The organism is Pseudomonas sp. Z1-29 (genome assembly GCF_051131995.1).
In the GTDB taxonomy this organism is placed as follows: Bacteria; Pseudomonadota; Gammaproteobacteria; order Pseudomonadales; family Pseudomonadaceae; genus Aquipseudomonas.
In genome coordinates this window covers 1,174,289-1,198,736 of record NZ_CP071645.1, presented here as the reverse complement: position 1 = coordinate 1,198,736, position 24,448 = coordinate 1,174,289, and the positions used below count along the sequence as shown (strand labels likewise).

26 protein-coding genes are annotated in these 24,448 nt (G+C 61.7%); 2 read left to right on the top strand and 24 right to left on the bottom strand.

Annotated features, from left to right (window positions below; genetic code table 11):
• The first annotated feature begins 299 nt into the window (after positions 1 to 299).
• The gene (leuA, locus tag J3P84_RS05595; protein ID WP_305499003.1) at positions 300 to 1,979 is read left to right on the top strand and encodes a 2-isopropylmalate synthase; all 1,680 of its coding nucleotides are present in this window, start codon (positions 300 to 302) and stop codon (positions 1,977 to 1,979) included.
• Between the two features lie 180 nt (positions 1,980 to 2,159).
• On the opposite strand, the gene J3P84_RS05590 is transcribed toward leuA, so the two are convergent.
• The 22 genes from J3P84_RS05590 to trmJ all read right to left on the bottom strand — a co-directional run bounded on the left by J3P84_RS05590 (position 2,160) and on the right by trmJ (position 21,587).
• Positions 2,160 to 2,582, bottom strand: coding sequence for a hypothetical protein (locus J3P84_RS05590; RefSeq protein WP_434628559.1), 423 nt, complete (start codon positions 2,580 to 2,582; stop codon positions 2,160 to 2,162).
• Positions 2,583 to 2,646: 64 nt separating this feature from the next.
• Positions 2,647 to 3,441: an amidohydrolase gene (locus J3P84_RS05585; protein WP_434628556.1), complete on the bottom strand. Its 795-nt coding sequence runs from the start codon at positions 3,439 to 3,441 to the stop codon at positions 2,647 to 2,649.
• The gene (locus J3P84_RS05580; RefSeq protein ID WP_434628553.1) at positions 3,429 to 4,577 is read right to left on the bottom strand and encodes a pyridoxal phosphate-dependent aminotransferase; all 1,149 of its coding nucleotides are present in this window, start codon (positions 4,575 to 4,577) and stop codon (positions 3,429 to 3,431) included. Before J3P84_RS05580 ends, J3P84_RS05585 begins: the two co-directional genes overlap by 13 nt.
• 269 nt (positions 4,578 to 4,846) lie before the next feature.
• Positions 4,847 to 6,319, bottom strand: a complete 1,473-nt coding sequence (der, locus tag J3P84_RS05575; RefSeq protein WP_434571979.1) for a ribosome biogenesis GTPase Der — start codon at positions 6,317 to 6,319, stop codon at positions 4,847 to 4,849.
• 200 nt (positions 6,320 to 6,519) lie between these two features.
• Positions 6,520 to 7,671 carry an outer membrane protein assembly factor BamB gene (gene bamB / locus J3P84_RS05570; protein ID WP_434571977.1) on the bottom strand — a complete coding sequence of 384 codons (1,152 nt, stop codon included), beginning with the start codon at positions 7,669 to 7,671 and terminating at the stop codon, positions 6,520 to 6,522.
• Positions 7,664 to 8,305, bottom strand: coding sequence for a YfgM family protein (locus J3P84_RS05565; protein ID WP_434571975.1), 642 nt, complete (start codon positions 8,303 to 8,305; stop codon positions 7,664 to 7,666). Before J3P84_RS05565 ends, bamB begins: the two co-directional genes overlap by 8 nt.
• A gap of 40 nt (positions 8,306 to 8,345) precedes the next feature.
• A complete protein-coding gene (gene hisS / locus J3P84_RS05560; RefSeq protein WP_434628548.1) occupies positions 8,346 to 9,635 on the bottom strand; it encodes a histidine--tRNA ligase in 1,290 nt (429 codons plus the stop codon).
• A 22-nt stretch (positions 9,636 to 9,657) separates the two neighbouring features.
• Positions 9,658 to 10,767, bottom strand: coding sequence for a flavodoxin-dependent (E)-4-hydroxy-3-methylbut-2-enyl-diphosphate synthase (ispG, locus tag J3P84_RS05555; RefSeq protein ID WP_305498996.1), 1,110 nt, complete (start codon positions 10,765 to 10,767; stop codon positions 9,658 to 9,660).
• 3 nt (positions 10,768 to 10,770) lie between these two features.
• Positions 10,771 to 11,802 carry a RodZ domain-containing protein gene (locus J3P84_RS05550; protein ID WP_434628545.1) on the bottom strand — a complete coding sequence of 344 codons (1,032 nt, stop codon included), beginning with the start codon at positions 11,800 to 11,802 and terminating at the stop codon, positions 10,771 to 10,773.
• Positions 11,802 to 12,560, bottom strand: coding sequence for a type IV pilus biogenesis/stability protein PilW (pilW, locus tag J3P84_RS05545; RefSeq protein ID WP_305498992.1), 759 nt, complete (start codon positions 12,558 to 12,560; stop codon positions 11,802 to 11,804). The genes J3P84_RS05550 and pilW overlap by 1 nt, the downstream gene beginning before the upstream one ends.
• A 12-nt stretch (positions 12,561 to 12,572) precedes the next feature.
• A complete protein-coding gene (gene rlmN / locus J3P84_RS05540) occupies positions 12,573 to 13,721 on the bottom strand; it encodes a 23S rRNA (adenine(2503)-C(2))-methyltransferase RlmN (RefSeq protein ID WP_092202362.1) in 1,149 nt (382 codons plus the stop codon).
• Between the two features lie 28 nt (positions 13,722 to 13,749).
• Positions 13,750 to 14,175 (bottom strand): nucleoside-diphosphate kinase, encoded by a 426-nt coding sequence (gene ndk / locus J3P84_RS05535; protein WP_042727994.1) that lies wholly within the window; start codon positions 14,173 to 14,175, stop codon positions 13,750 to 13,752.
• 87 nt (positions 14,176 to 14,262) lie between these two features.
• Positions 14,263 to 14,463, bottom strand: a complete 201-nt coding sequence (gene iscX / locus J3P84_RS05530) for a Fe-S cluster assembly protein IscX (protein ID WP_047296339.1) — start codon at positions 14,461 to 14,463, stop codon at positions 14,263 to 14,265.
• A gap of 13 nt (positions 14,464 to 14,476) precedes the next feature.
• Complete coding sequence (gene fdx, locus J3P84_RS05525; RefSeq protein WP_434571971.1) at positions 14,477 to 14,818, bottom strand: ISC system 2Fe-2S type ferredoxin; 342 nt, start codon at positions 14,816 to 14,818, stop codon at positions 14,477 to 14,479.
• Positions 14,819 to 14,821: 3 nt separating this feature from the next.
• On the bottom strand, positions 14,822 to 16,684 hold the full coding sequence (gene hscA / locus J3P84_RS05520) for a Fe-S protein assembly chaperone HscA (protein ID WP_434628540.1): 1,863 nt from the start codon (positions 16,682 to 16,684) through the stop codon (positions 14,822 to 14,824).
• 50 nt (positions 16,685 to 16,734) lie between these two features.
• Positions 16,735 to 17,256, bottom strand: a complete 522-nt coding sequence (hscB, locus tag J3P84_RS05515; RefSeq protein WP_305498984.1) for a co-chaperone HscB — start codon at positions 17,254 to 17,256, stop codon at positions 16,735 to 16,737.
• 8 nt (positions 17,257 to 17,264) lie between these two features.
• Positions 17,265 to 17,588: an iron-sulfur cluster assembly protein IscA gene (gene iscA / locus J3P84_RS05510; RefSeq protein WP_003185155.1), complete on the bottom strand. Its 324-nt coding sequence runs from the start codon at positions 17,586 to 17,588 to the stop codon at positions 17,265 to 17,267.
• Positions 17,589 to 17,612: 24 nt separating this feature from the next.
• Positions 17,613 to 17,999 carry a Fe-S cluster assembly scaffold IscU gene (gene iscU, locus J3P84_RS05505; protein WP_003185157.1) on the bottom strand — a complete coding sequence of 129 codons (387 nt, stop codon included), beginning with the start codon at positions 17,997 to 17,999 and terminating at the stop codon, positions 17,613 to 17,615.
• Between the two features lie 43 nt (positions 18,000 to 18,042).
• Complete coding sequence (locus tag J3P84_RS05500) at positions 18,043 to 19,257, bottom strand: IscS subfamily cysteine desulfurase (protein WP_434571968.1); 1,215 nt, start codon at positions 19,255 to 19,257, stop codon at positions 18,043 to 18,045.
• Positions 19,258 to 19,307: 50 nt separating this feature from the next.
• Complete coding sequence (iscR, locus tag J3P84_RS05495; protein WP_030139599.1) at positions 19,308 to 19,799, bottom strand: Fe-S cluster assembly transcriptional regulator IscR; 492 nt, start codon at positions 19,797 to 19,799, stop codon at positions 19,308 to 19,310.
• 239 nt (positions 19,800 to 20,038) lie between these two features.
• A complete protein-coding gene (gene cysE, locus J3P84_RS05490) occupies positions 20,039 to 20,815 on the bottom strand; it encodes a serine O-acetyltransferase (RefSeq protein ID WP_434571967.1) in 777 nt (258 codons plus the stop codon).
• 1 nt (position 20,816) lies between these two features.
• The gene (gene trmJ, locus J3P84_RS05485; protein ID WP_434628536.1) at positions 20,817 to 21,587 is read right to left on the bottom strand and encodes a tRNA (cytosine(32)/uridine(32)-2'-O)-methyltransferase TrmJ; all 771 of its coding nucleotides are present in this window, start codon (positions 21,585 to 21,587) and stop codon (positions 20,817 to 20,819) included.
• Between the two features lie 144 nt (positions 21,588 to 21,731).
• Here trmJ and suhB point away from each other — a divergent pair, with 144 nt between their 5' ends.
• The gene (suhB, locus tag J3P84_RS05480; protein ID WP_003185165.1) at positions 21,732 to 22,550 is read left to right on the top strand and encodes a type III secretion system regulator SuhB; all 819 of its coding nucleotides are present in this window, start codon (positions 21,732 to 21,734) and stop codon (positions 22,548 to 22,550) included.
• A 312-nt stretch (positions 22,551 to 22,862) separates the two neighbouring features.
• Here suhB and J3P84_RS05475 read toward each other — a convergent pair whose 3' ends face one another.
• Both J3P84_RS05475 and secF read right to left on the bottom strand, forming a co-directional pair.
• Entirely contained in the window at positions 22,863 to 23,411 is a 549-nt protein-coding gene (locus tag J3P84_RS05475) for a glycine zipper 2TM domain-containing protein (RefSeq protein WP_018607449.1), read from the bottom strand.
• Between the two features lie 117 nt (positions 23,412 to 23,528).
• Positions 23,529 to 24,443, bottom strand: a complete 915-nt coding sequence (secF, locus tag J3P84_RS05470; RefSeq protein ID WP_434628533.1) for a protein translocase subunit SecF — start codon at positions 24,441 to 24,443, stop codon at positions 23,529 to 23,531.
• Positions 24,444 to 24,448: the final 5 nt, after the last annotated feature.

The window sequence follows — 24,448 nt, the reverse complement described above, 5'->3', positions numbered from 1 at the left end:
CATCAACGCAATTTCCATAATATTTAATCGAGAAACCAGCGATAAAATCTCGCAAACCCACCCAAAAACAGAACTTCTCCCAATTTTTCCCGACTGCTTGCAACCCCCCGGCCACGCGGTTAGGGTTGAGGGCATGAAAACCTCTCACACCCTCATTCAGCTTCGCCAGCACCGCAGCCTGTGCCTCGTCAGCGCACGACTGCCGGGCTGAATCGCGGCACCTCGTCCAGGCGTGAAGCCAACCCGTTCGAACCACCGGCAGGCCGCCTCTTTCCGGCCACGACAATAAGGATTTCCCCATGAGCATGCTCAAAGACCCGTCTTCGAAGTACCGCGCCTTCCCGACCATCAACCTGCCGGATCGCACCTGGCCGTCGAAGACCATCACCGCCGCGCCGATCTGGTGCAGTTCCGACCTGCGTGACGGCAACCAGTCGCTGATCGAGCCGATGGATGCGGCCAAGAAGCTGCGCTTCTGGAAAACCCTCGTTGCAGTGGGCGTGAAGGAAATCGAAGCATCGTTCCCGGCCGCTTCGCAGACTGACTTCGACTTTGTGCGCACCCTCATCGAAGAAGGCCACATCCCGGACGACACCACCATCCAGGTGCTGACCCAGGCCCGTGAAGACCTGATCGCTCGCACCTTCGAGTCCCTGCGTGGCGCGAAGAAAGCCATCGTCCACCTGTATAACGCCACCTGCCCGTCGTTCCGCCGCATCGTGTTCAACCAGGACAAGGAAGGCGTGAAGGAAATCGCCGTGAACGCGGCCAAGCTGTTCGTCAAATACGCCGCCCAGCAGCCGGAAACCCAATGGCAGTTCGAGTACTCGCCAGAAACCTTCAGCGCGACCGAGCTGGAGTTCGCCAAGGAAGTCTGCGATGCGGTGATCGAAGTGTGGAACCCGACGCCTGAGCGCAAGGTGATCCTCAACCTGCCGGCCACCGTCGAAGTCGCCACTCCGAACATCTACGCCGACCAGATCGAGTGGTTCCACCGCAACATCACCCGGCGTGACAGCGTGCTCATCAGCCTGCACACCCACAACGACCGTGGCACCGGCGTGGCCGCCACCGAGCTGGGCCTGATGGCCGGCGCCGACCGTGTCGAAGGCTGCCTGTTCGGCAACGGCGAGCGCACCGGCAACGTCGACCTGGTGACCGTGGCGCTGAACCTCTACACCCAGGGCATCGACCCTGAGCTGGACTTCTCCGACATCGACGGCGTGCGCAAGGTCGTCGAGGAATGCAACCAGATCCCGGTCCACCCACGTCACCCGTATGTCGGCGACCTGGTCCACACCGCGTTCTCCGGCTCGCACCAGGACGCAATCCGCAAGGGCTTCGCCCAGCAGAAACCGGATACCCTGTGGGAAGTACCGTACCTGCCGATCGACCCGGCCGACATCGGCCGCAGCTACGAAGCGGTGATCCGCGTGAACAGCCAGTCGGGCAAGGGCGGCATCGCCTACCTCCTGGAGCAGGAATACGGCATCAGCCTGCCGCGCCGCATGCAGATCGAGTTCAGCCAGGTGGTACAGCGTGAAACCGATCGCCTGGGCCTGGAAATGACTGCCCAGCAGATCCACGCCCTGCTTCAGCGCGAATATCTGCAAGCCAACACTCCGTACGCGCTGGTCAGCCATCGCCTGCAGGAAGAGAACGGCAACAGCGCCGTGGAAGTGGAAGTCGCCAGCAAGGGCCAGGGCGAGACCAACCTGCACTGGCGTGGCCGAGGCAACGGCGCGCTGGAAGCGCTGGTGGCCGGGCTGCCGATTCCGGTGGAAATCATGGACTACAACGAACACGCCATCGGCGCCGGCACCAACGCCAAGGCTGCGGCGTACATCGAACTGCGCGTCAACGGCGAACGTGCGGTGCATGGCGTGGGCATCGATGAAAACATCACCACGGCGAGCTTCAAGGCGCTGTTCAGCGCGCTGAACCGCTCGCTGAGCCAGCCGGAAGCCAAGGCGGCCTAATCGGTTGCTGAAAACAAGAAGGCCCCGGGGTGTGAACCTCGGGGCCTTTTGTTTGGCTTGGTTTTGGGTTGGCTGTTCCGGCCTCTTCGCGAGCAGGCTCGCTCCCACAACATGTGCATCACGCCGACCATTGTGGGAGCGAGCCTGCTCGCGAAAGCGGTCCGTCAGACAACACCAAACTCAGGCATGGGTATCGATCGAAACCGTCATCGCCTGCAGCAGCGCGGCCTGCAAAGTCTGCAAAGTCGCCTGGGTCCCCATGATCTGGGTCTGGATCGCCATGGCCTGCTGGGCTTTCTGCTCCTCATTGGCTCGGCTTTTCTGCACGCGGGCCAATTGGGCCTGCTGGTCGGCCAGCAACTTTTCGGTCCGCTCGATCTGCTTCTTCAGCTGCTCGATGATATTGCTGCCGTTGCTGCCGCCAACACCGGCGATATTTGCGCCGCTGGTGTCGACTTTCAGTCCCTTGTCCTTGTCCTTCTCTTCGCCGGTGTCAGGCGATACCACCGGACTGACGGCTTTCTCTTCCTCGGCGCCCCTGATGGAGACTTTGGGGGCCGACAGCGGATAAGGGTTTACGGTCGTTGCGCTGATACTGGTCATGGGGACTCCTCCTTGGCTGACCTGTTATCGGCGTGCAATACCATTCCTTGAGGGCTGAATCGTTTCAATAGATGAATTCGAAGCGATCAGCGTCCAGGTTCGCCGGAAAGCGTGTGCGATACGCCGCCAGGTCCGCCGCGCTCAGGCACACCGTGAACACGCCGTCGGCGTCGCCGGCACTGAGCAGCGTCTCGCCCTGAAAGTCCAGCACCTGACTGTCTCCGGTATAAGCGAAGCCCTTGCCGTCGGTGCCGATCCGGTTCACCGCCGCCACATAGCAGAGATTTTCGATGGCCCGTGCCGGCAGCAGCCGGTTCCAGTGCTGACGCCGGGCGCCCGGCCAGTTGGCGGTGTATAGCAACAGGTCGGTGTCCTCGGCATCGCGACTCCAAGCCGGGAAGCGCAGGTCGTAGCAGATCAGCGGCCGAATCCGCCAGCCCTTGAGCTCGAACAACACCTGCTGGTCACCCGGTGTGTAATGGTTGTGCTCGCCGGCCATGCGAAACAGATGACGCTTGTCGTAATGCAGCACCTCGCCATCCGGACGCGCCCACAGCAAGCGATTGCGATGGCTGCCGTCGGCGGCCTGGATGATCACGCTGCCGGTGATCACGGCGTCCAGCTTTGCCGCCTGGGCCTTGAGCCACTGGCTGGCGGGGCCGTTCTCCGGCTCGGCCAGGGCCTCGGACTCCATGGAAAAACCGGTGGTGAACATTTCCGGCAGGATGATCAGGTCCGCCCCGCGCGCCTGTTCGAGCAGCGCGTCAAAATGTTCCAGGTTGGCCCCGCGGTCATGCCAGGCCAGCGTAGTCTGGATCAAGGCAATGTTCAGATTGGGCAACGCGCTCAGATCACGCATAGTTTTCCCGCCGCTTCGCGCAGCGTCTCCTCGCGTTTGGCAAAACACAGGCGCACCAGGCGCTGGCCCTGCGGCGGGTTCTGGTAGAACACCGAGATCGGAATGGTCGCCACGCCGTGTTCGCGGGTCATCCAGAGCGCCATGTCGACGTCATTGAGGTCCGGGCGGATCTGCGAATAATCCACCAACTGGAAATACGTGCCGGCGACACGCTGGAAAGTGAAGCGCGACGGCGCCAGCAGATCGCAGAACAGGTCGCGCTTGGCCTGATAGAAATCCGGCAGTTCATCGACATGCTCCGGATGCTCGGCCATGTAGTCGGCCAACGCGTATTGCAACGGTGTCACCCCGCAGAAACTGACGTACTGGTGCACCTTGCGCAGCTCCGCCGTCAGGGCCGCTGGCGCGACGACGTAGCCGGTTTTCCAGCCCGTGACGTGGTAGGTCTTGCCGAACGAACTGACGACGAAGGCACGGCGATAAAGCTCTTCGTGGGCAAGGACGCTGACATGGGGCACGTCGTCGAATACCAGGTGCTCATAAACCTCATCGCTGATCAGGTAGATGTCGCGATCGCGAATCAACGCCGCCAACTGGTCCAGCTCGGCGCGGCTGATCAATGCGCCGCTGGGGTTGTGCGGCGTGTTGAGGATGATCATTCGCGTGCGCGGACTCAGGGCTTCGCCAAGCTTCTGGAAGTCGATGGCAAAATCATCCAGGCCCAGTTGCACATGTACGCAACGCCCGCCGGCCAGTTGCACGGCAGGTTCGTAGCTGTCGTACGCTGGGTCGAAGACGATCACTTCGTCGCCGCTGTGTACCACCGCCGCGATGGCGCAAAAAATCGCCTGGGTCGCGCCGGGGGTCACGGTGACTTCCTGATCGGCGTCGACGCTGGCGCCATAGCTGCGGGCGATCTTTGCCGCGATCTGCTGGCGCAGGGCTGGCAGGCCGGTCATCGGCGAATATTGATTGTGGCCTTGGGCGATATGCCGGCCCACTGCATCGCGCAGGGCCTGCGGGCCATCGAAATCGGGAAAGCCCTGGGACAGGTTCAGCGCACCGGTCTGCGCGGCAAGCTGGGACATCTGGGTAAAAATGGTGATGCCGACATTCGGCAACTTGCTGGTGATCATCGAGGGTTCCCTGGGTCTGCACCCGGCTCTGGCGCGGCGCGGGAGAGGTCGAGGATAGCCCAATCGCCGGGCATGAAAAAGGGTGCCCCGTGGGCACCCTCTTCAATTGTTGCCGAACACCGTGGCGAGGGAGCTTGCTCCCGCTGGGTTGCGAAGCAGCCCCAAGATGTATCCACCACAGCGGTGCATCAGACAAAACGCAGGGGGCTGCTGCGCAGCCCAGCGGGAGCAAGCTCCCTCGCCACAAAAGCGGTCCTGAGCAGCCAGGATCAGCGCTTGTCGCGGCGCTTCTTGTCGGCCTTCTTGTGGTGCGACATCAAGCGGCGCTTCTTGTTGACCTGGCGGTCGGTGAGCGTGTTCTTGTTGCCTTCGTACGGGTTCTCGCCGCCCTTGAACTCGATGCGGATCGGCGTGCCGACCAGCTTCAGGACGCGACGGTAAGTGTTTTCCAGATAACGAACGTAGGACTTGGGCACCTTCTCGATCTGGTTACCGTGGATCACGATGATCGGTGGGTTGGCACCGCCCAAGTGGGCGTAGCGCAGCTTGATCCGGCGGTTGTTGACCATCGGTGGCGCATGCTCGCCGACCGCGTCTTCGAGGATCTGGGTCAGGCGGTTGGTCGGCCAGCGGGTAACCGCCGACTTGAACGAGTTCTGCACCGAGGCGTAGAGGTTGCCCACGCCGGTACCGTGCAGGGCCGAGATGAAGTGGATGTCGGCAAAGTCGACGAAGAACAGCCGACGCTGCAGTTCGACCTTGACGTAATCGCGCTCGCTCGGCGTCATGCCGTCCCACTTGTTGATCGCGATGACCAGTGCACGACCGGCTTCCAGGGCGAAGCCCAGCAGGTTCAAGTCGTGATCGACCACGCCTTCGCGGGCGTCCATCACGAAGATCACCACGTTGGCGTCTTTGATCGCCTGCAGCGTTTTGACCACGGAGAATTTTTCGACTTCCTCGTGGATCTTGCCGCGCTTGCGCACACCGGCCGTGTCGATCAGCGTGTACTTCTCTTCGTTACGCTCGAAGGGAATGTAGATGCTGTCACGGGTGGTGCCGGGCTGGTCGTAGACGATGACCCGGTCTTCACCGAGCATGCGGTTGACCAGCGTCGACTTGCCGACGTTCGGGCGGCCGATAATAGCGATCTTGATGCCGTCCTTTTCGCTCGGGCCCGGAATGCGCTTGGCTTCCTCGCCCTCGGCAACGACTTCTTCCTCGCCCTCTTCCGGCTCGTCTTCATCGTCCTTGGGGAAATCAGCCAGGGCGATTTCAAGCATCTGGGTGATGCCGCGACCGTGGGCACCGGCGATCGGAATCGCCTGGCCCATGCCCAAAGGTGCGAACTCGGCGCGAGCCATGTCCGGGTCGATGTTGTCGACCTTGTTGGCAACGACGTAGGAACGCTTGTTACGTTTGCGCAAATGCTCGGCGATCATCTGGTCGGCGGCGGTAAAACCGGCCTTGGCGTCTACCAGGAACAGCACCACATCGGCTTCTTCGATGGCGAGCAGCGACTGCTCGGCCATTTTTTCGTCCATGCCGTGTTCATCACCGGAGATGCCACCGGTGTCGACCAGAATATAGGTACGCCCTTGCCACTTGGCCTCACCGTATTGGCGATCACGGGTCAGACCGGACAAGTCGCCGACGATAGCGTCGCGAGTCCTGGTCAGGCGGTTGAACAAGGTGGACTTGCCGACGTTCGGTCGGCCCACCAGGGCGATTACGGGAACCATGCGGCTCTCCACTTCGTTATTTCAGAAAATACAAAAGCCGCTGCGAGGCAGCGGCTGGTGCTCGGGGGCCACCTTGTGGGAGCGAGCCTGCTCGCGAAAGCAGTGGGTCAGTCGACATACAGGCCGCTGGACCAGCGCATTCGCGAGCAGGCTCGCTCCTACAAAGGTGAAGCCGCTTGGGAATTAACCCAAGCATAGTCTTACTTGATGGTCAGGGCTTCCAGTTTGCCGCTGTTGCCATACACATAGATCATGTTTCCCACCACCAGCGGACGGGCACGCAGGCCGTCGCTGTCGATGCGCTCGCGACCGACGAAACGACCGTCAACCTGGCTGAGCAGGTGCAGGTAACCTTCCAGGTCACCCACTGCAACGTAGCTGGAGAACACTTCCGGGGCCGACAGTTGGCGACGGGCCAGGGAGTCGTTGCTCCATAATGCGGTGGTGGAACGCTCGTCAACGCCTTCGACGGTGCCCGAGGACAGGCTCACGTAGACACTGCCGAAACCTTGGGCGACACCGGCGTAGCTCGACGCATCGCGCTGCCACAACGGACGACCGCTTTCCAGGTCCAGCGCCGCAACGCGGCCCTGATAACTGGCGACGTACAGCGTACCGCCGGACAGCAGCAGGCCGCCGTCGATGTCGACCACACGCTCCAGCTCCGAACGACCTTGCGGGATCGCTACGCGCTGTTCCCAGACCGGTACGCCGTTGGAAATATCCAGGGCCACGACTTTACCGGTCGACAAGCCAGCCACCGCGAGGCGGTTGGTGACGATCGGCGCACTGGTGCCACGCAGGGTCAGTACCGCCGGAGTGCTGTCGTACAACCAGCGCTGGTTGCCGGTGGCGGCATCCAGGCCAATCAGGCGGTCGTCCTGGGTCTGCACCACCACCACGTCACCGTTGGTGGCGGGCGGCGCGAGAACTTCGCTGGTCACGCGGGCGCGCCATCTCTCTTCACCGCTGCTCGCGTCCAGGGCGACGATCTCGCCCTTGAGCGTGCCGATCATGACCAGCCCGTAACCCACGCCAACGGCGCCGGACACAGGCAGCTCAAGATCCTTTTCCCATTTGACGTCGCCGCTCATGCGATCCATGGCCATGACGACGCCAGTCACGTCGCCGGCATAGAGGGTGTCGCCGTCGATGGCCGGCACCAGCATGTTGTAGGTTTCACCCTGGCCGTCACCGATGGAGCGGCTCCATTGCTTCTGCAGCACGACTTCTTCTTTGAAATCGGTCAGTTCGGCCGGAGGCAGTTCTTTCTTGCTGTTGCTGCTGCAACCCGCGGCCAGAATGGCCAGGGCCAGCAATGCTGCATGTTTCCAACGGATCACGTCACGCATCCCCTTTGGCCAGGTCGTCCAGCTTGATTTGCAGGCCACCGACTGCGGCTTCATCCGACAGCGCAGCCTTGGCTTTTTGGTAGGCCGCATGGGCCTCATTGGCACGGCCCAGCTGTACCAGCAGGTCGCCCTTGAGTTCTTCGCGGGTCGCCAGGAACGCCTTGTCGGCGTCGCCGTCGAGCAGCTTCAGCGCGTCTTCGGCCTTGTTCTGTGCCGCCAGCACCTGCGCCAGGCGCTGACGCGCGACTTCGCCCAGGGTCGGGTTGGCCGGTTTGTCGACGATGGCTTTCAGCTCGGTGACCGCGTCGTCCAGCTTGCCGCTGTCGACCGCGACCTTGGCCACGAACAGGCTGCCGTACTGGGCGTAGGCGGTGCCGCCGAACTCTTTGTTGAGCTTGCCGGCCAGGTCCGCCACGCGCGCCGCGTCAGGCTTGCCGTCGGGGGTCAGGGTGGTTTCCAGCAGTTGCTGGTAAAGCACCGAGGCACCTTGCGACTGGTTGCTCTGGTATTTCTGGTAGGCCTGCCAGCCGAACACGATGACCAGCGCCAACAGGCCGCCAGTGACCAGCGGCTTGCCGTTGCGCGTCCACCAGTCCTTCAAATCCGCCAGCTGTTCATCTTCGGTACTCGACACCCCAATACTCCTTAATCGCTAAATCGGCTGTTTGACAGCTTCAACCCTGCACGACGCAGGTGGCCAGGTGTGCAGCAAGCGCATCCCAGGCAATACTTTGTTGTTCGCCCTGGCCACGCAGGGGTTTGAAACCTACCACTTGTTGGGCCAGTTCGTCGTCACCAAGAATCAGTGCGTACAGTGCACCGCTCTTGTCGGCCTTCTTGAATTGGCTCTTGAAGCTGCCGGCGCCGGCGTTGATCTGCAGACGCAGGTTGGGCAACTGATCGCGCACTCGCTCGCTCAGGGCCAGGGCGGCCAGTTCGGCGGCCTCGCCAAAGGCGCAGAGGTACACATCGACCTGGCGGGCCAGTTCTTCCGGCACCTTGTCCAATGCTTCAAGCATCAGCACCAGGCGCTCGATCCCCATGGCAAAACCCACGCCCGGGGTCGGCTTGCCGCCCATCTGCTCCACCAGCCCGTCGTAGCGGCCACCGGCGCACACGGTGCCTTGGGCGCCGAGCTTGTCGGTGACCCATTCGAAGACGGTCTTGCTGTAGTAATCCAGGCCACGGACCAACTTGGGGTTGATCACGTAAGGGATGCCGACGGCGTCCAGACGTGCCTTCAGCCCTTCGAAATGCGCGCGGGATTCGTCGTCGAGGTAGTCGGCCATTTTCGGCGCGTCCACCAGGATCGCCTGGGTCTCCGGGTGCTTGGTATCAAGCACGCGCAGCGGGTTGGACTTCAGGCGGCGCTGGCTGTCTTCGTCGAGCTTGTCGACATGGGCGGACAGAAACTCCACCAACGCCTCGCGGTAGCGGCCACGGGATTCGCTGGTGCCCAGGCTGTTGAGCTCAAGCTTGACCGCATCGCGCAGGCCCAGCTCGCCCCACAGGCGCCAGGTCATCACAATCAGCTCGGCATCGATGTCCGGACCTTCCAGGTTGAATACTTCGAGGCCGATCTGGTGAAACTGGCGATAACGACCTTTCTGCGGACGCTCGTGGCGGAACATCGGGCCGATGTACCAGAGTTTCTGCACCTGGCCGCCGCCGGTGATGCCGTGCTCAAGCACTGCACGCACGCATGCTGCCGTGCCTTCGGGGCGCAGGGTCAGGGAATCGCCGTTGCGGTCGTCGAAGGTGTACATCTCTTTTTCGACGATGTCGGTCACTTCACCGATGGAGCGCTTGAACAGCTCGGTGAACTCGACGATGGGCATGCGGATCTGCCGGTAACCGTAGTTATCCAGCAGGCGCGCGACGGTGCCCTCGAAATAGCGCCACAGGGGCGTCTGCTCGGGCAGGATGTCGTTCATGCCACGAATGGCTTGCAGAGACTTGCTCACGTGTATTCCTTAATCTTGCGACTTAACCGCGCGCGATGACCGCTGCGTCGGCTTCGACCTTTTCGGCCGCTTTCTGGCGGATCAGCTTTTCCAGCTCATCCACCAGATTGTCATTCGTCAGTTTCTGCGACGGCTTGCCGTCGATGTAAATCAGGTTCGGCGTGCCGCCCGTCAGGCCGATATGGGCCTCCTTGGCTTCGCCGGGCCCGTTGACCACGCAACCGATCACCGCGACATCCAGCGGCACCAGCAGGTCTTCAAGGCGCCCTTCCAGCTCGTTCATGGTCTTGACCACATCGAAGTTCTGCCGCGAGCAGCTCGGGCAGGCGATGAAGTTGATCCCACGGGAACGCAAGTGCAGGGACTTGAGGATGTCGTAGCCGACTTTCACTTCCTCGACCGGGTCCGCCGCTAACGAGATGCGGATGGTATCGCCAATCCCTTCGGCGAGCAGCATACCGAGGCCGACGGCAGATTTCACCGTACCCGAGCGCAACCCACCGGCTTCGGTGATGCCCAGGTGCAACGGCTGGACGATTTCCTTGGCCAGCAGGCGGTAGGCTTCGACGGCCATGAACACGTCGGAGGCCTTCACGCTGACCTTGAAGTCCGGGAAATTCAGGCGTTCAAGGTGCTCGACATGGCGCAGCGCCGATTCCACCAGCGCGGCCGGAGTCGGTTCGCCGTACTTCTTCTGCAGGTCTTTTTCCAGGGAACCGGCATTGACGCCGATACGGATCGGAATGCCGCGATCACGGGCGGCATCCACCACCGCGCGCACGCGATCTTCGCGACCGATGTTGCCCGGGTTGATGCGCAGGCAGTCGACGCCCAGCTCGGCCACGCGCAAGGCAATGCGGTAGTCGAAGTGAATGTCGGCCACCAACGGCACCTTGACCAGCTGCTTGATCTTGCCGAACGCCTCGGCGGCGTCCATGTCCGGCACGGATACGCGGACGATATCGACGCCGGCGGCTTCAAGACGATTGATTTGCGCGACCGTGGCGGCCACGTCATTGGTGTCGCTGTTGGTCATGCTCTGCACAGCGATTGGCGCATCGCCGCCCACGGGCACGTTACCGACCCAGATCTTCCGGGATTCGCGACGCTTGATAGGAGATTCGCCGTGCATGACTTATTGACCCAACTTCAGGCGAGCGGTCTCGCCACTGGTGAACGGAGCCACATCGACCGGCTGGCCGTTGTAGCTGACCTGCGCGCCACGGGCATAGCCCAGGCGTACGGCAAACGGCGGCCGGCCGTTGACGGACGTGCTGTCGCCCTTGCGCTTGAGGCCGCTGAACAGGACCTTGCCGTTGCCGTCGGTAATCTGCGTCCAGCAATCGGCGGTGAACTGGATCTGTACCTGGCCATCGCCGGGCGCAGGAGCCGGGGCCGCCGGGGTTGCTGGCGCTGCTGGCACGGCCGGAGCGGCCACGGTTGGCGCTGGCGTGACAGGAGCAGGAGCCGCCGGGGTGGTCGGCGCGCTGCCGGAATGGGCCGGAGCCGTGGGGGCGGCAGGTGTTGGGGCTGGCGCGGGAACGGATGGCACGACAGGCTCGGCACCCGCGGCGGCATCAGTCTCGCCGTTATCTTGGCCTTGAGGCAATGCCAGGGCGGTTTCACCCTCAGTCTGCCCCTCGACAACAGCCTGGTCTTCCGGTTCATCCAGCGGATGAATCTGGGTGGTGCCGTCGGCGCCTTCGACTTCGACATGCTCAGGGTTCATCGCAACCGGCTCCTTGCTGCGCAAGGAAGCCTGATCCTGCCACCAGACGAAACCGCCACCGATCACCGCGATCAGCAGCAACAGGCTGACGATACGCAAAATGGTATGGGAAACGCGCACTGGCTCCTCGATACGGCCCAGGCTGTGCACACTGCTGCCCTGGGCGTCGGAACCGGTGTATTGATCGAATTGCTGGACCAGCACGGTCTGGTCCATGCCAAGCAACTTGGCATAGGCGCGGATGTAGCCCCGGGCGAAAGTATGCCCAGGCAATTTGTCGAACGCGCCGGCTTCCAGGTTGCTCAGGGAAGTCACGGTGAGATTGAGCTTGAGGGCCACTTCGGCCAGCGACCAACCATTGCTTTCGCGGGCTTGACGCAGGGTCTCACCGGGATTTACGCGAGTCGCTGCTACAACTTCGGGATGCGCCGCTTTCATCATTGCTCCGACAGGTATTGCTGATATTCCGGCGTACCGGGATAGAGTCTTTTGAGTTGCAGGCCATAACTGGCGGCCTTGTCACGATCTTCAAACACATGCGCCAGCCGAACGCCGAGCAATAGACTACGTGCATTTTGCTCGCTGAGCAGGCTAAACCGCTCGTAATAGTCGCGAGCGGGCACATAATGCCTGTCTTCGTAAGACAACTCAGCCATTTCCAGCAACGCGCGCGGTTGCTGGCGGTTGAGCCGCAACGCCTTTTCGAGCTGCTGGCGGGCCAGGTCACGCTGGCCGAGTTTCGCGGCGGTCATGCCGAGGTTCTCGAACACCCGCGAACGCTCAGGGTAAAGGGTATCGGCGGCCGCTTGCTCGAAGCGCTCGTAGGCTTCCTTGTAGCGTGCCTGCTCGTAGAGGAAGCTGCCGTAGTTGTTGAGGATCCGGGCGTCTTGCGGGCGGGCGGACAACGCCTTGCGAAAGTGTTCGTCGGCCAGTTCCGGCTCCATCTCGGCCTGGAACACCAGGGCCAGCGCCGCATTGGCATCGGCGTCCGAGCTGTCCAGCTCCAGGGCCTTCTTGAGCGGCACCTTGGCCCGCTCGGTCATGCCCTGCTGCAAATAGCCGATGCCCAGCTGCACATAGGCCTCGCGCGCTTCGTCACGGCCCTTGCTGGTTTTCATCGGGTTATAGTCGCCCGACAGAACACAGCCGGAACAAAGACCGGCCAGCAGCAACAGCAGCGCAAAGCGCAGGGACATAGAGTTCCTCTCTTAGTGACTGTTCGCAGCGTTCTGTACTGCATCGTCCGCGGCGTTCAATTCGCGCACGGCAATGTAGCGTTCGCTGCGACGGGTGCGATCCAGCACCTGTCCTACCAATTGGCCACACGCGGCATCGATGTCTTCGCCACGGGTGGTGCGCACGGTGACGTTGAAGCCAGCGTGGTGAAGCTGATCCTGGAACCGACGAATCGCATTGTTGCTCGGACGCTCGTAGCCGGAATGCGGGAACGGGTTGAACGGGATCAGGTTGATCTTGCACGGGATGTTCTTGAGCAGCTCGATCATCTCGACCGCGTGTTCAACCTTGTCATTCACGTCCTTGAGCAAGGTGTACTCGATGGTCAGCACGCGCTTTTCGCCCAGGGACGACATGTAGCGCTGGCACGACTCGAGCAGCATCTTAAGCGGATACTTCTTGTTGATCGGCACCAATTGGTTACGCAATGCGTCATTCGGTGCGTGCAGCGACAACGCCAGCGAGACGTCGATGTGCTTGGCCAGCTCATCGATCATCGGCACCACGCCTGAGGTGGACAGGGTCACGCGGCGCTTGGAGATGCCGTAGCCCAGGTCATCCATCATCAGGTGCATGGCGGCGACGACGTTGTCGAAGTTCAGCAGCGGCTCACCCATGCCCATCATCACCACGTTGGTGATGGCACGGTCGACGGTTGCCGGGACGCTGCCAAAGGATTTGTTGGCAATCCACACCTGGCCGATCACTTCGGCGGCGGTGAGGTTGCTATTGAAGCCTTGCTTGCCGGTGGAGCAGAAACTGCAATCCAGGGCACAGCCTGCCTGGGACGAAACGCACAAGGTGCCGCGCTTGCCCTGGGGGATGTAGACGGTCTCGACGCAGCTGCCGGACGCCACGCGCACCACCCACTTGCGGGTGCCGTCGCTGGAAATGTCCTGGCTGACCACTTCGGGGCCGCGAATCTCGGCAACGGCCTTGAGCTTTTCGCGCAGGGCCTTGCCGACATTCGTCATGGCGTCGAAATCGTCGACGCCAAAGTGGTGAATCCATTTCATCACCTGACCGGCACGGAAACGCTTCTCCCCGATCGAGTCGAAGAATTTCTCCATTTCCGGCTGGGTCAGGCCCAACAGGTTGGTTTTGCCGTTCGATGTAGTCATGGATTCACCTTCACTCAAAAGCCTGGGCTTAGCGAGTGGTTACTTCAGTAGCGGAGAAAAAGTAAGCGATTTCGCGAGCAGCGGCGGCTTCGGAGTCCGAACCGTGGACGGCGTTGGCGTCGATGGATTCAGCGAAGTCAGCACGGATGGTGCCGGCAGCAGCTTCTTTAGGGTTGGTAGCGCCCATCAGCTCACGGTTGCGAGCGATGGCGTTTTCGCCTTCCAGCACCTGAACGACAACCGGACCGGAAGTCATGAAGGCAACCAGTTCACCGAAGAAACCGCGCTCGCTGTGCTCAGCGTAGAAGCCTTCGGCTTCGGCTTTGGACAGTTGCTTCATTTTCGAAGCTACAACGCGCAGGCCAGCGTCTTCGAAGCGGGTAACGATCTTGCCGATCACGTTTTTAGCAACGGCGTCAGGCTTGATGATGGAGAAAGTACGTTGAACAGCCATGGTGTAACTCCAGAAACGGTAATTTACGAAAAATTAAACCCGCGAATTATACGCGGGTTCTTGGGTATTGCCTAACCTGCGAGGCGATCAGTCCAATTCTGCGGCCCAGAGCTCCTGAACCGCTTCCAACACCTTCTCGCCGACTCGGCCAGAGGTGGAATCGAAGTCAGGCAGCTCAAGGATCATCTGCTGCAGACGGACGAAACCTACAGAGTACGGATCGAGACCCTCGTGGGCTTCGGCCAATTCTTCCGCGATGCGTTGTACATCATTCCAACCATAGCTCATGACAGTGCCACCATCAGTGCGGCGCTTCGGCCGCATGGTTAAGTGAGTATCTCGGGATTTCGACGGTCAGGTCTTCAGTGCCGACGATAGCCTGGCACCCCAGACGCGACTGCGGCTCAAGCCCCCAGGCGCGGTCAAGAAAGTCTTCTTCCAGCTCGTCCGCCTCTTCCAGCGACTCGAAACCTTCACGAATGATGCAGTGGCAGGTCGTGCAAGCGCAAACGCCGCCACAGGCGCTTTCCATCTCGATGTGGTGTTCGTGGGCCAAGTCAAGAATGGACGTTCCGGGCTCGGCTTCCACGACCATGCCGTCCGGGCAGAACTTCTCGTGGGGCAGAAAAATCACCTGCGGCATCAGTTATTCCTCGATTTCATTCAGGTTGCGCCCCGCCAGGGCGGCTTTCACCGTCGAGTCCAGGCGGCGGGCAGCAAAGGCATCGGTGACTTGCGACAGACGCTTGGTCTGCTGCTCGATGGCATAACCATCCGTGCCCTTGATCAATTCGGAGAGTTCTTGCATCTGCATTTCGATGACCATGCGCTCCTCGGCGTCGAGCAAGCGCTCGCCGTCGGCTTCGAGGGCGGCTTGCACGGCTTCGACCAGGCGCTGGGCATCGACCTGCTGCTCGCGCAGCACACGGGCGACTTTGTCGTCGCTGGCGTGCTGGAACGAATCCTTGAGCATCTTGGCGATTTCGCCGTCGGTCAGGCCGTAGGACGGCTTGACCTGGATGCTTGCCTCGACGCCCGAACCGAGTTCGCGGGCGGAGACATTGAGCAGGCCATCGGCGTCGACCTGGAAGGTCACGCGGATCTTCGCCGCGCCGGCAACCATCGCCGGGATGCCGCGCAATTCGAAACGCGCAAGGGAGCGGCAGTCGCTGATCAATTCACGCTCGCCTTGCAGCACATGAATCATCATGGCCGACTGGCCGTCTTTATAAGTAGTGAAATCCTGGGCGCGGGCGACGGGGATGGTGGTGTTGCGCGGGATCACCTTCTCCATCAGGCCGCCCATGGTTTCCAGGCCCAGGGACAACGGAATCACGTCGAGCAGCAGCAATTCGCCGCCCTCGCGCTTGTTGCCAGCCAGGGTATCGGCCTGGATCGCGGCACCGATGGCGACCACCTGGTCCGGGTCGATTTCAGTCAGCGGCTGACGGCCAAAGGCTTCGGCAACGGCATCGCGAACCCGAGGCACACGGGTCGAACCACCGACCATGACCACGGCCTTGACATCTTCCAGCTCGATGCCGGAATCACGCACGGCACGGCGGCAGGCCTTGAGGCTGCGGGCGACCATGGGTTCGATCAGGGCATTGAAGGCTTCGCGGGTCAGCGTGGCTGTCCATTCGCCGTAAGCGACTTCAACGCTGGCGGCGTCGGTCAAGGCTTCCTTGGCGGCGCAGGCGGTTTGCAGCAGATGGCGCTGGGTCCCCGGATCGAGATCGGCGGACAACCCCGCCTGCTCGATGATCCAGCCGGCAATCGCGTGATCGAAGTCGTCGCCGCCCAAGGCGCTGTCGCCACCGGTGGCGAGGACTTCGAAGACCCCGCCGGTCAGGCGCAGGATTGAAATATCAAACGTGCCGCCGCCCAGGTCGTAAATGGCGACGAGGCCCTCGGCGTGCTGGTCCAGGCCGTACGCCACCGCAGCCGCCGTCGGCTCGTTGAGCAGGCGCAGCACATTGAGACCGGCGAGCTTGGCCGCGTCCTTGGTGGCTTGGCGCTGGGCATCGTCGAAATAGGCCGGAACGGTGATCACCGCGCCCACCAGTTCACCGCCCAACGCGGCTTCGGCGCGCTGACGCAGGACCCTGAGGATATCGGCGGAAACTTCTACCGGGCTTTTCGGGCCCTGCACGGTTTCGATGAACGGCATGTGGGATTCGCCGCCGACGAAACGGTACGGCAGTTGATCGCCCAATTGCTTGACGTCGGACAGACCACGACCCATCAAGCGCTTGACCGACACGACGGTATTGAGTGGATCGGTGGCGGCGGCCAGCTTGGCCGACTCGCCGACTTCGACGCGATCGGCGTGGTAGCGCACGGCAGACGGCAGGATCACCCGCCCCTGCTCGTCGGCCAGCGGCTCGGAAAGACCGCTGCGCAAGGCAGCGACCAGGGAATTGGTGGTACCCAAGTCGATCCCGACAGCCAGGCGACGCTGGTGCGGTTGTGGACTTTGGCCGGGTTCGGCGATCTGCAGTAGGGCCATCGTAATCAGGACTTATCTGTAATCAGGCGTGCGACCGGAGCGGCACTGGGTTAATCGTCGAGGCGCTCTTCCAGCTGGCGCACTTCGTAGGTCAGCTTGTCGAGGAACTGCATGCGCCGCATCAGGCGTTCGGCCTGTTCGCGTTGCGCAGCGTCGTTCCAACAGGCGGCGAAGCTCTCGTTGAGTTCTTGCTGGGCGTCTTTCAGGCGACGCTTGAAGACCGCGACACCCGCCAGGTCGGCACTGTCCTGCAGGTCTTCGAGCTCCTCGCGCCATTGCATCTGCTGCAACAGGAACTCGGGGTCGTGCACCGTGACTTCCAGGGGCAGCTCATGACCGCTGATGGCGAGCAGGTACCGCGCGCGCTTGGCCGGACTCTTGAGCGTCTGGTAGGCCTCGTTGAGGTTCGCCGACTGCTCGAGCGCCCGCCGCTGCTCAGCCTCGGAGGCATCGGCAAAGCGGTCGGGGTGGACACCACGGGCCAGTTCCAGATAACGCGCGGACAACTGATCGAGGTCCAGCTGGAAAGCAGGCTGCAACTGGAACAACGCAAAATGACAAGGAGTACCCACGAGCAGCCTCAGATGTTGAAGCTTTCGCCGCAGCCACATTCACCGCGCACGTTGGGGTTGTTGAACTTGAAGCCTTCGTTCAACCCTTCCTTGACGAAATCCAGCTCGGTGCCGTCCAGGTACGTCAAGCTCTTGGGGTCGATGATCACTTTCTGACCATGACTCTCGAACACCTGATCGTCTTCACCGACTTCGTCGACGAATTCCAGTACATAGGCGAGGCCGGAACAACCCGTGGTGCGAACACCCAGGCGGATACCCTCGCCCTTGCCGCGCCCCGCAAGTGAGCGCTGGATATGGTTAGCTGCCGCTTCTGTCATCTGGATAGCCATGGAAACTCCTTACCGTAACGCGGATCAGATCAAGCCTTTCTTCTGCTTGTAGTCGCGAACGGCGGCCTTGATGGCGTCTTCAGCGAGTACCGAGCAGTGGATTTTCACTGGCGGCAAGGCCAGTTCTTCGGCCAACTGAGTGTTCTTGATGGTTTCGGCTTCGTCGAGAGTCTTGCCCTTCATCCACTCGGTGGCCAGGGAGCTGGACGCGATGGCGGAGCCGCAGCCGTAGGTCTTGAACTTGGCATCTTCGATGATGCCTTGTTCGTTGACCTTGATCTGCAGACGCATCACGTCGCCGCACGCCGGGGCGCCGACCATGCCGGTGCCGACGTCAGGATCCTGCGCGTCCATCTTGCCGACGTTGCGCGGGTTCTCGTAGTGGTCGATGACCTTTTCGCTATATGCCATTTGCTTCAATCCTCATCAGTGGAGCCGCTCTGGTGGCGACTTCTCAGTGCGCCGCCCATTCGATTTTCGAAATGTCGACGCCGTCTTTGTACATGTCCCACAGCGGCGAAAGAGCACGCAGCTTGGTAACGGCCTCGCAGACTTTCTGCGCGGCGTAATCGATTTCTTCTTCGGTGGTGAAGCGGCCGAAGGTGAAGCGGATCGAGCTGTGAGCCAGTTCGTCGTTGCGGCCCAGGGCACGCAGTACGTAGGAAGGCTCCAGCGACGCCGAGGTGCACGCCGAACCGGACGACACGGCCAGATCCTTGAGCGCCATGATCAGCGACTCGCCTTCAACGTAGTTGAAGCTCAGGTTCAGGTTGTGTGGAACGCGGGCGGTCATGCTGCCGTTGACGTAGAGCTCTTCGAGGTGCTCGACCTGCTTGAAGAAACGGTCGCTCAAGGCCTTGATGCGCACGTTCTCGGCGGCCATGTCTTCCTTGGCCACGCGGAAGGCTTCGCCCATGCCAACGATCTGGTGGGTCGCCAGGGTACCGGAACGCATGCCACGCTCGTGACCGCCGCCGTGCATGGTCGCTTCGAGGCGAACACGCGGCTTGCGGCTGACGTACAGGGCGCCGATGCCTTTAGGGCCATAAGTCTTGTGGGCCGAGAAGGACATCAGGTCGACTTTCAGCTTGGACAGGTCGATGTCGACCTTGCCGGTGGACTGCGCGCCATCGACGTGGAACAGGACGCCCTTGGAACGGGTCAGTTCGCCGATGGCCGCGATGTCGTTGACGGTGCCGATTTCGTTGTTCACATGCATGATCGAAACCAGAATGGTGTCGTCGCGCAGTACGGCCTCGACCATGGCCGGGGTGATGATGCCGTCTTCACCGGGCTCGATGTAGGTGACTTCGAAGCCTTCACGCTCCAGTTGGCGCATGGTGTCCAGGACAGCCTTGTGCTCGATCTTGGAGGTGATCAGGTGCTTGCCCTTGGTGTGGTAGAAATGCGCGACACCCTTGATTGCCAGATTGTCGGACTCGGTGGCACCGGAGGTCCAGACGATCTCGCGGGGGTCGGCATTGACCAGGTCGGCGACCTGGCGACGGGCGTTTTCGACCGACTCTTCGGCTTTCCAGCCGAACACGTGGGAACGCGAGGCCGGGTTGCCGAAGTTTCCGTCGACCAGCAGGCATTCACTCATCTTTTGCGCGACACGCGGATCAACCGGGGTGGTCGCAGAGTAATCAAGGTAAATCGGCAATTTCATGGACTCTCTCCTAAATCAGGCTGGCTGGCGTTCCGCGTGCTCTGCGGCAGTCATTCGACGGCGGACGCTTCAATCTTGTCCAGGTGCGGCGCCTTGCCATTGCAACGGCGCTGGTCCTGACGCTGGGCTACTTCTTGCACCTCACGGCGAGTCACAAGGTCGGCCAAGCTGATACCACTCAGAAATTCGTGAATCTGCAGGCTCAAGTCGCACCACAGATGATGGGTCAGGCAAGTATCGCCGCCGTGGCAGTCGCCCAACCCTTGGCATTTGGTCGCATCGACCGATTCGTTCACGGCATCGATCACCTGGGCGACCTGGATGCCTTGCATCTCGCGCGACAGCTGGTAGCCGCCACCGGGACCACGAACGCTGGAGACCAGGTTGCTGCGGCGCAGCTTGGCGAACAGCTGTTCGAGGTAGGACAGGGAGATGCCCTGGCGTTCGGAGATATCGGCCAGGGACACCGGCCCGTGCTGCGCATGCAATGCCAGATCGAGCATTGCGGTCACGGCGTATCGGCCTTTTGTAGTCAGTCGCATGGACAATTACCACGAAGTTCGGAATGGGGGCGAGTATGCAATTCCCGAGTATTTAAGTCAAGTATAAGACCTAGTGCTTTACTCGGGTTTACCCGCAAAAGAGCGCGCGAATGATAGCAAACGTAGGCGGCTAACGACCAGCTGTACCGCGTTATCGTTCTTCGCGAGCAGGCTCGCTCCCACAGGGGCTGGCGGCCCAGTGCGGGAGCGAGCCTGCTCGCGAAGAGGCCTGCCGGGTTTCAGCTAGCCTGGCTTTGGTCCTTGTCCTTCACGCACGCAAAGTCTTCCTCGCGCAGTTCCGGCAGATCCTTGGCACAATAATCACTCCCCAGCTCCTTCAGTGCGCCGCACATCCCCTCCAGGCGCCCGTCCACCGCTTGCAGGTGATCGAGCAACTGGTTGATGGCGCGCGCCACCGGGTCGGGCATGTCTTCGCCGACACCGTAGGCGTCGAAGCCGATCTTCTCGGCCATGGCCTTGCGCCGGGCGTCCTGCTCTTCGTCCGACTTGACGATGATCCGCCCCGGAATACCCACCACGGTCGCGCCGGGCGGCACGGCCTTGGTGACCACGGCGTTGGAGCCGACTTTCGCTCCCGCGCCCACGGTGAACGGGCCGAGCACCTTGGCGCCAGCACCGACGACAACGCCGTTTTCCAGGGTCGGGTGGCGCTTGCCTTTGTTCCAGCTGGTGCCGCCGAGGGTCACGCCCTGATAGAGCGTGACGTCGTCGCCGATCTCGGCGGTCTCGCCGATGACGATGCCCATGCCGTGATCGATGAAGAACCGCCGGCCGACCTTGGCGCCCGGATGGATCTCGATGCCGGTCAACCAGCGGCCGAAGTTCGAGACCAGCCGCGCCAGCCATTTCCAACCCATGCTCCACAAGGCGCCGGACAGGCGATGGATCCAGATGGCGTGCATGCCGGGATAGCAGGTCAGCACTTCAAAGGCATTGCGCGCCGCCGGGTCACGATGGAAGACGCTCTGGATATCTTCACGCAAACGTTCGAACATTTTATTCCTTCCGCTTAATCAGCTCGCCACGGGCCGCTTTCTGGGTTTCCGTGAGGATGCCGCGCAATATATTCATTTCCGCCCGGCTCACCGAGCTTCGTCCGTACAACCGACGCAGGCGCGCCATCAAGTGCCGAGGCTTGTCCGGGTCAAGGAATTCGATGTCCACCAGGGTCTGTTCCAGGTGTTCATAGAATCGCTCCAGCTCGTCCATGGTCGCCAGTGTCTCACTGCGCGGCGACGTCGCCTCGAATTTTTCCACTTTGCTGGGCTGGCCTTCGGCCTGCAGCCAGGCCATGCGCACTTCATAGCTCAACACCTGCACCGCCGCCCCGAGGTTCAGCGAGCTGAAGCCGGGGTCGGAGGGGATATGCACGTGAAAATGACATCGCTGGAGCTCTTCATTGGTGAGGCCGGAATCTTCACGGCCGAACACCAAGGCGATTTCCGCGCCCTGCCCCGCTTCCTCGACCACCTTGGTGCCGCATTCGCGAGGATCGAGCAGCGGCCAGGGGATACGGCGGTCGCGGGCGCTGGTGCCGAGCACCAGGTTGCAACCCACCAAGGCGTCTTCCAGGGTGGCGACAACCTGGGCATTGGCGAGAATGTCACCGGCGCCGGATGCCCGCGCGTCGGCTTCGTGATGGGGAAACGAGCGCGGCTCAACCAGCACCAGCCGCGACAGGCCCATGTTCTTCATGGCCCGCGCAGCTCCGCCGATGTTACCCGGATGGCTGGTATTGACCAGGACGACACGAATGTTCTGCAACAAGGGAGGCGCTCTCGAACATATAAAAGGGAGCAAATCTTACCTAAGCACCTACCGTTAAGCTATGAAAGCGAACACCAACCTTCTCCTGAGAAAACTTTCTGATAGAATGCGCGGCTTTCTTTAACAACCTTAGGTGACACATCCATGCAGCCCATGCTGAATATCGCGCTGCGCGCCGCCCGCAGCGCCAGTGAACTGATCTTCCGCTCCATCGAGCGCCTGGATACCATCAAGGTCGATGAAAAAGACGCCAAGGACTACGTGTCCGAGGTTGATCGCGCCGCCGAACAGAAAATCGTCGACGCCCTGCGCAAGGCTTACCCGAACCACTCCATCCTCGGTGAAGAGACCGGCATGCACGCCGGTACCGGCATCGAAGGCGAAGAGTACCTGTGGATCATCGATCCGCTGGACGGCACCACCAACTTCCTGCGTGGCATTCCTCACTTCGCTGTCAGCATCGCCTGCAAGTACCGTGGCCGCCTGGAACACGCCGTCGTGCTGGACCCGGTTCGCCAGGAAGAATTCACCGCCAGCCGTGGCCGTGGCGCCCAACTGAACGGTCGCCGCCTGCGCGTCAGCGGCCGCACCAGCCTGGACGGCGCCCTGCTGGGCACCGGTTTCCCGTTCCGTGATGACCAGATGGACAACCTCGACAATTACCTGGGCATGTTCCGCGCCCTGGTCGGCCAGACCGCCGGCATCCGCCGCGCCGGCGCCGCGAGCCTGGACCTGGCCTATGTAGCTGCCGGTCGTTTCGATGCGTTCTGGGAATCGGGCCTGTCCGAGTGGGACATGGCGGCAGGCGCCCTGTTGATCCAGGAAGCGGGTGGCTTGGTGAGCGACTTCACCGGCGGCCACGATTTCCTTGAAAAAGGCCACATCGTTGCCGGCAACACCAAATGCTTCAAGGCTGTGCTGACGGCGATCCAGCCGCACCTGCCGGCCTCGCTGAAGCGCTAAGCCGCTCGGCTCAAGAGAAGCACCCTTCGGGGTGCTTTTTTTTGCCTGTCATTTTACCCGGATACAGGTAATCCGTGGCGAGGGAGCTTGCTCCCGCTCGGTTGCGCAGCGACCGCAAAATCTCGGGTCTGCTGCGCAGCCCAGCGGGAGCAAGCTCCCTCGCCACGACGGGTTACGCCTTGAATATGAAGCAGACTGAGCCACCGCCTTCGCGAGCAAGCTCGCTCCCACAGGGAATACGGGGTGGGCGTGGGACAGAAAATACGGGCACAAAAAAAAGCACCCCGGAGGGTGCTTTTTCATAGCGGTGGATTACTGGGCCGGTTCGTTCTGGCCCAGGATCAGTTGACCTTCCTTGCTGACCGGGATCTGGTTGCCCGGGTCGCGGTCCATGCGGACTTTGCCTTCCTTGCCGTCGAGCATGTAGCGAACGTCGTAGCCTACAACCTTGTCGCTGATGTCATTGACGGTGTTGCAGCGAGTCTGGGTAGTGGTGTACGTGTCGCGTTCCTGCATGCCTTCCTGAATCTTATTACCGGCATAACCGCCGCCGGCCGCACCCGCCACGGTGGCAATCTTCTTGCCGTTGCCGCCGCCGATCTGGTTGCCCAACAGGCCACCGGCCACGGCGCCGAGCACGGTGCCGGCGATCTGATGTTGATCCTGAACCGGCTTCTGCCGGGTCACTGTCACGTCCTTGCACACTTCACGCGGGGTCTTGATTTGGGTCTTGACCGGTTCCACGGCCAGTACTTGCGCATACTCAGGGCCACTTTTTACCAAGCTGTAGGTGGCGACCGCACCACCGGCTGTTACACCGACAGCACCCAATACCGCACCAACCAGCATCGATTTGTTCACTTGAACCTCCAGGCCATTACAAGCGGATTAATCCGCGCTTCTCCCAGCCTTGGAGCACAAAAAAAGGCGCGAGTTCAACTCGCGCCTTTTGAGCGGTGACGGACGGAAAACCGAGCCTTACGGGCGGTCGTCCACCTCGGTCTCGGTGCCCGCCGGAGGAATCAGATCCTCGGAGCTCAGGTTCAACCAGATCAGCACCACGTTGGCGATGTAGATCGACGAGTAGGTACCCGCCATCACACCGATGAATAGCGCGATGGAGAAACCGAACAGGTTGTCGCCGCCAAACACTAGCAGCGCGACAATCGCCAGCAAGGTGGAGATCGATGTCGCCATGGTCCGCAGCAGGGTCTGGGTGGTCGAGATGTTGATGTTCTCGATCAACGAGGCCTTGCGCAGCACACGGAAGTTTTCACGCACCCGGTCGAACACGACGATGGTGTCGTTGAGCGAGTAACCGATGATCGCCAGCACCGCCGCCAGCACCGTCAGGTCGAAGGTGATCTGGAAGAACGACAGGATGCCCACGGTCACGATCACGTCGTGGATCAGCGAGACAATCGCGCCGACCGCGAACTTCCACTGGAAGCGGAAAGCCAGGTAGAGCATCACGCCGCCCAGCGCCAACAGCATGCCGAGGCCGCCCTGGTCGCGCAGCTCCTCACCCACCTGCGGGCCGACGAACTCGACGCGCTTGACCTGGGCCGGGTTATCGCCACCGGCCTTCTGCAAGGCTTCGGCGACCTGGTGGCCCAGTTGCGGGTCTTCACCCGGCATGCGCACGAGCAAATCGGTGGTGGCGCCAAAGCTCTGCACCACGGCATCGCTGTAGCCCGAGCTCGCCAGTTGCTCACGCACCTTGGTGACGTCGGCCGGACGCTCGTAGGTCAGCTCGATGAGCGTACCGCCGGTGAAGTCCAGGCCGTAGTTCAGGCCCTTGGTGGCCCAGCTGAACAACGCCAGTGCCGTAAGGAACAATGTGACGCCGAACGCAATGTTGCGAACGCCCATGAAGTTGATTGTACGTAACATGGCAG

Coding starts and splice junctions, on each gene's coding strand:
- leuA (WP_305499003.1), top strand. CDS start 300: ATGAGCATGCTCAAAGACCCGTCTTCGAAGTACCGCGCCTTCCCGACC.
- J3P84_RS05590 (WP_434628559.1), bottom strand. CDS start 2,582: ATGACCAGTATCAGCGCAACGACCGTAAACCCTTATCCGCTGTCGGCC.
- J3P84_RS05585 (WP_434628556.1), bottom strand. CDS start 3,441: ATGCGTGATCTGAGCGCGTTGCCCAATCTGAACATTGCCTTGATCCAG.
- J3P84_RS05580 (WP_434628553.1), bottom strand. CDS start 4,577: ATGATCACCAGCAAGTTGCCGAATGTCGGCATCACCATTTTTACCCAG.
- der (WP_434571979.1), bottom strand. CDS start 6,319: ATGGTTCCCGTAATCGCCCTGGTGGGCCGACCGAACGTCGGCAAGTCC.
- bamB (WP_434571977.1), bottom strand. CDS start 7,671: ATGCGTGACGTGATCCGTTGGAAACATGCAGCATTGCTGGCCCTGGCC.
- ispG (WP_305498996.1), bottom strand. CDS start 10,767: ATGCACGGCGAATCTCCTATCAAGCGTCGCGAATCCCGGAAGATCTGG.
- J3P84_RS05550 (WP_434628545.1), bottom strand. CDS start 11,802: ATGAAAGCGGCGCATCCCGAAGTTGTAGCAGCGACTCGCGTAAATCCC.
- pilW (WP_305498992.1), bottom strand. CDS start 12,560: ATGTCCCTGCGCTTTGCGCTGCTGTTGCTGCTGGCCGGTCTTTGTTCC.
- rlmN (WP_092202362.1), bottom strand. CDS start 13,721: ATGACTACATCGAACGGCAAAACCAACCTGTTGGGCCTGACCCAGCCG.
- ndk (WP_042727994.1), bottom strand. CDS start 14,175: ATGGCTGTTCAACGTACTTTCTCCATCATCAAGCCTGACGCCGTTGCT.
- iscX (WP_047296339.1), bottom strand. CDS start 14,463: ATGAGCTATGGTTGGAATGATGTACAACGCATCGCGGAAGAATTGGCC.
- fdx (WP_434571971.1), bottom strand. CDS start 14,818: ATGCCGCAGGTGATTTTTCTGCCCCACGAGAAGTTCTGCCCGGACGGC.
- hscA (WP_434628540.1), bottom strand. CDS start 16,684: ATGGCCCTACTGCAGATCGCCGAACCCGGCCAAAGTCCACAACCGCAC.
- iscA (WP_003185155.1), bottom strand. CDS start 17,588: ATGGCTATCCAGATGACAGAAGCGGCAGCTAACCATATCCAGCGCTCA.
- iscU (WP_003185157.1), bottom strand. CDS start 17,999: ATGGCATATAGCGAAAAGGTCATCGACCACTACGAGAACCCGCGCAAC.
- J3P84_RS05500 (WP_434571968.1), bottom strand. CDS start 19,257: ATGAAATTGCCGATTTACCTTGATTACTCTGCGACCACCCCGGTTGAT.
- iscR (WP_030139599.1), bottom strand. CDS start 19,799: ATGCGACTGACTACAAAAGGCCGATACGCCGTGACCGCAATGCTCGAT.
- cysE (WP_434571967.1), bottom strand. CDS start 20,815: ATGTTCGAACGTTTGCGTGAAGATATCCAGAGCGTCTTCCATCGTGAC.
- suhB (WP_003185165.1), top strand. CDS start 21,732: ATGCAGCCCATGCTGAATATCGCGCTGCGCGCCGCCCGCAGCGCCAGT.
- secF (WP_434628533.1), bottom strand. CDS start 24,443: ATGTTACGTACAATCAACTTCATGGGCGTTCGCAACATTGCGTTCGGC.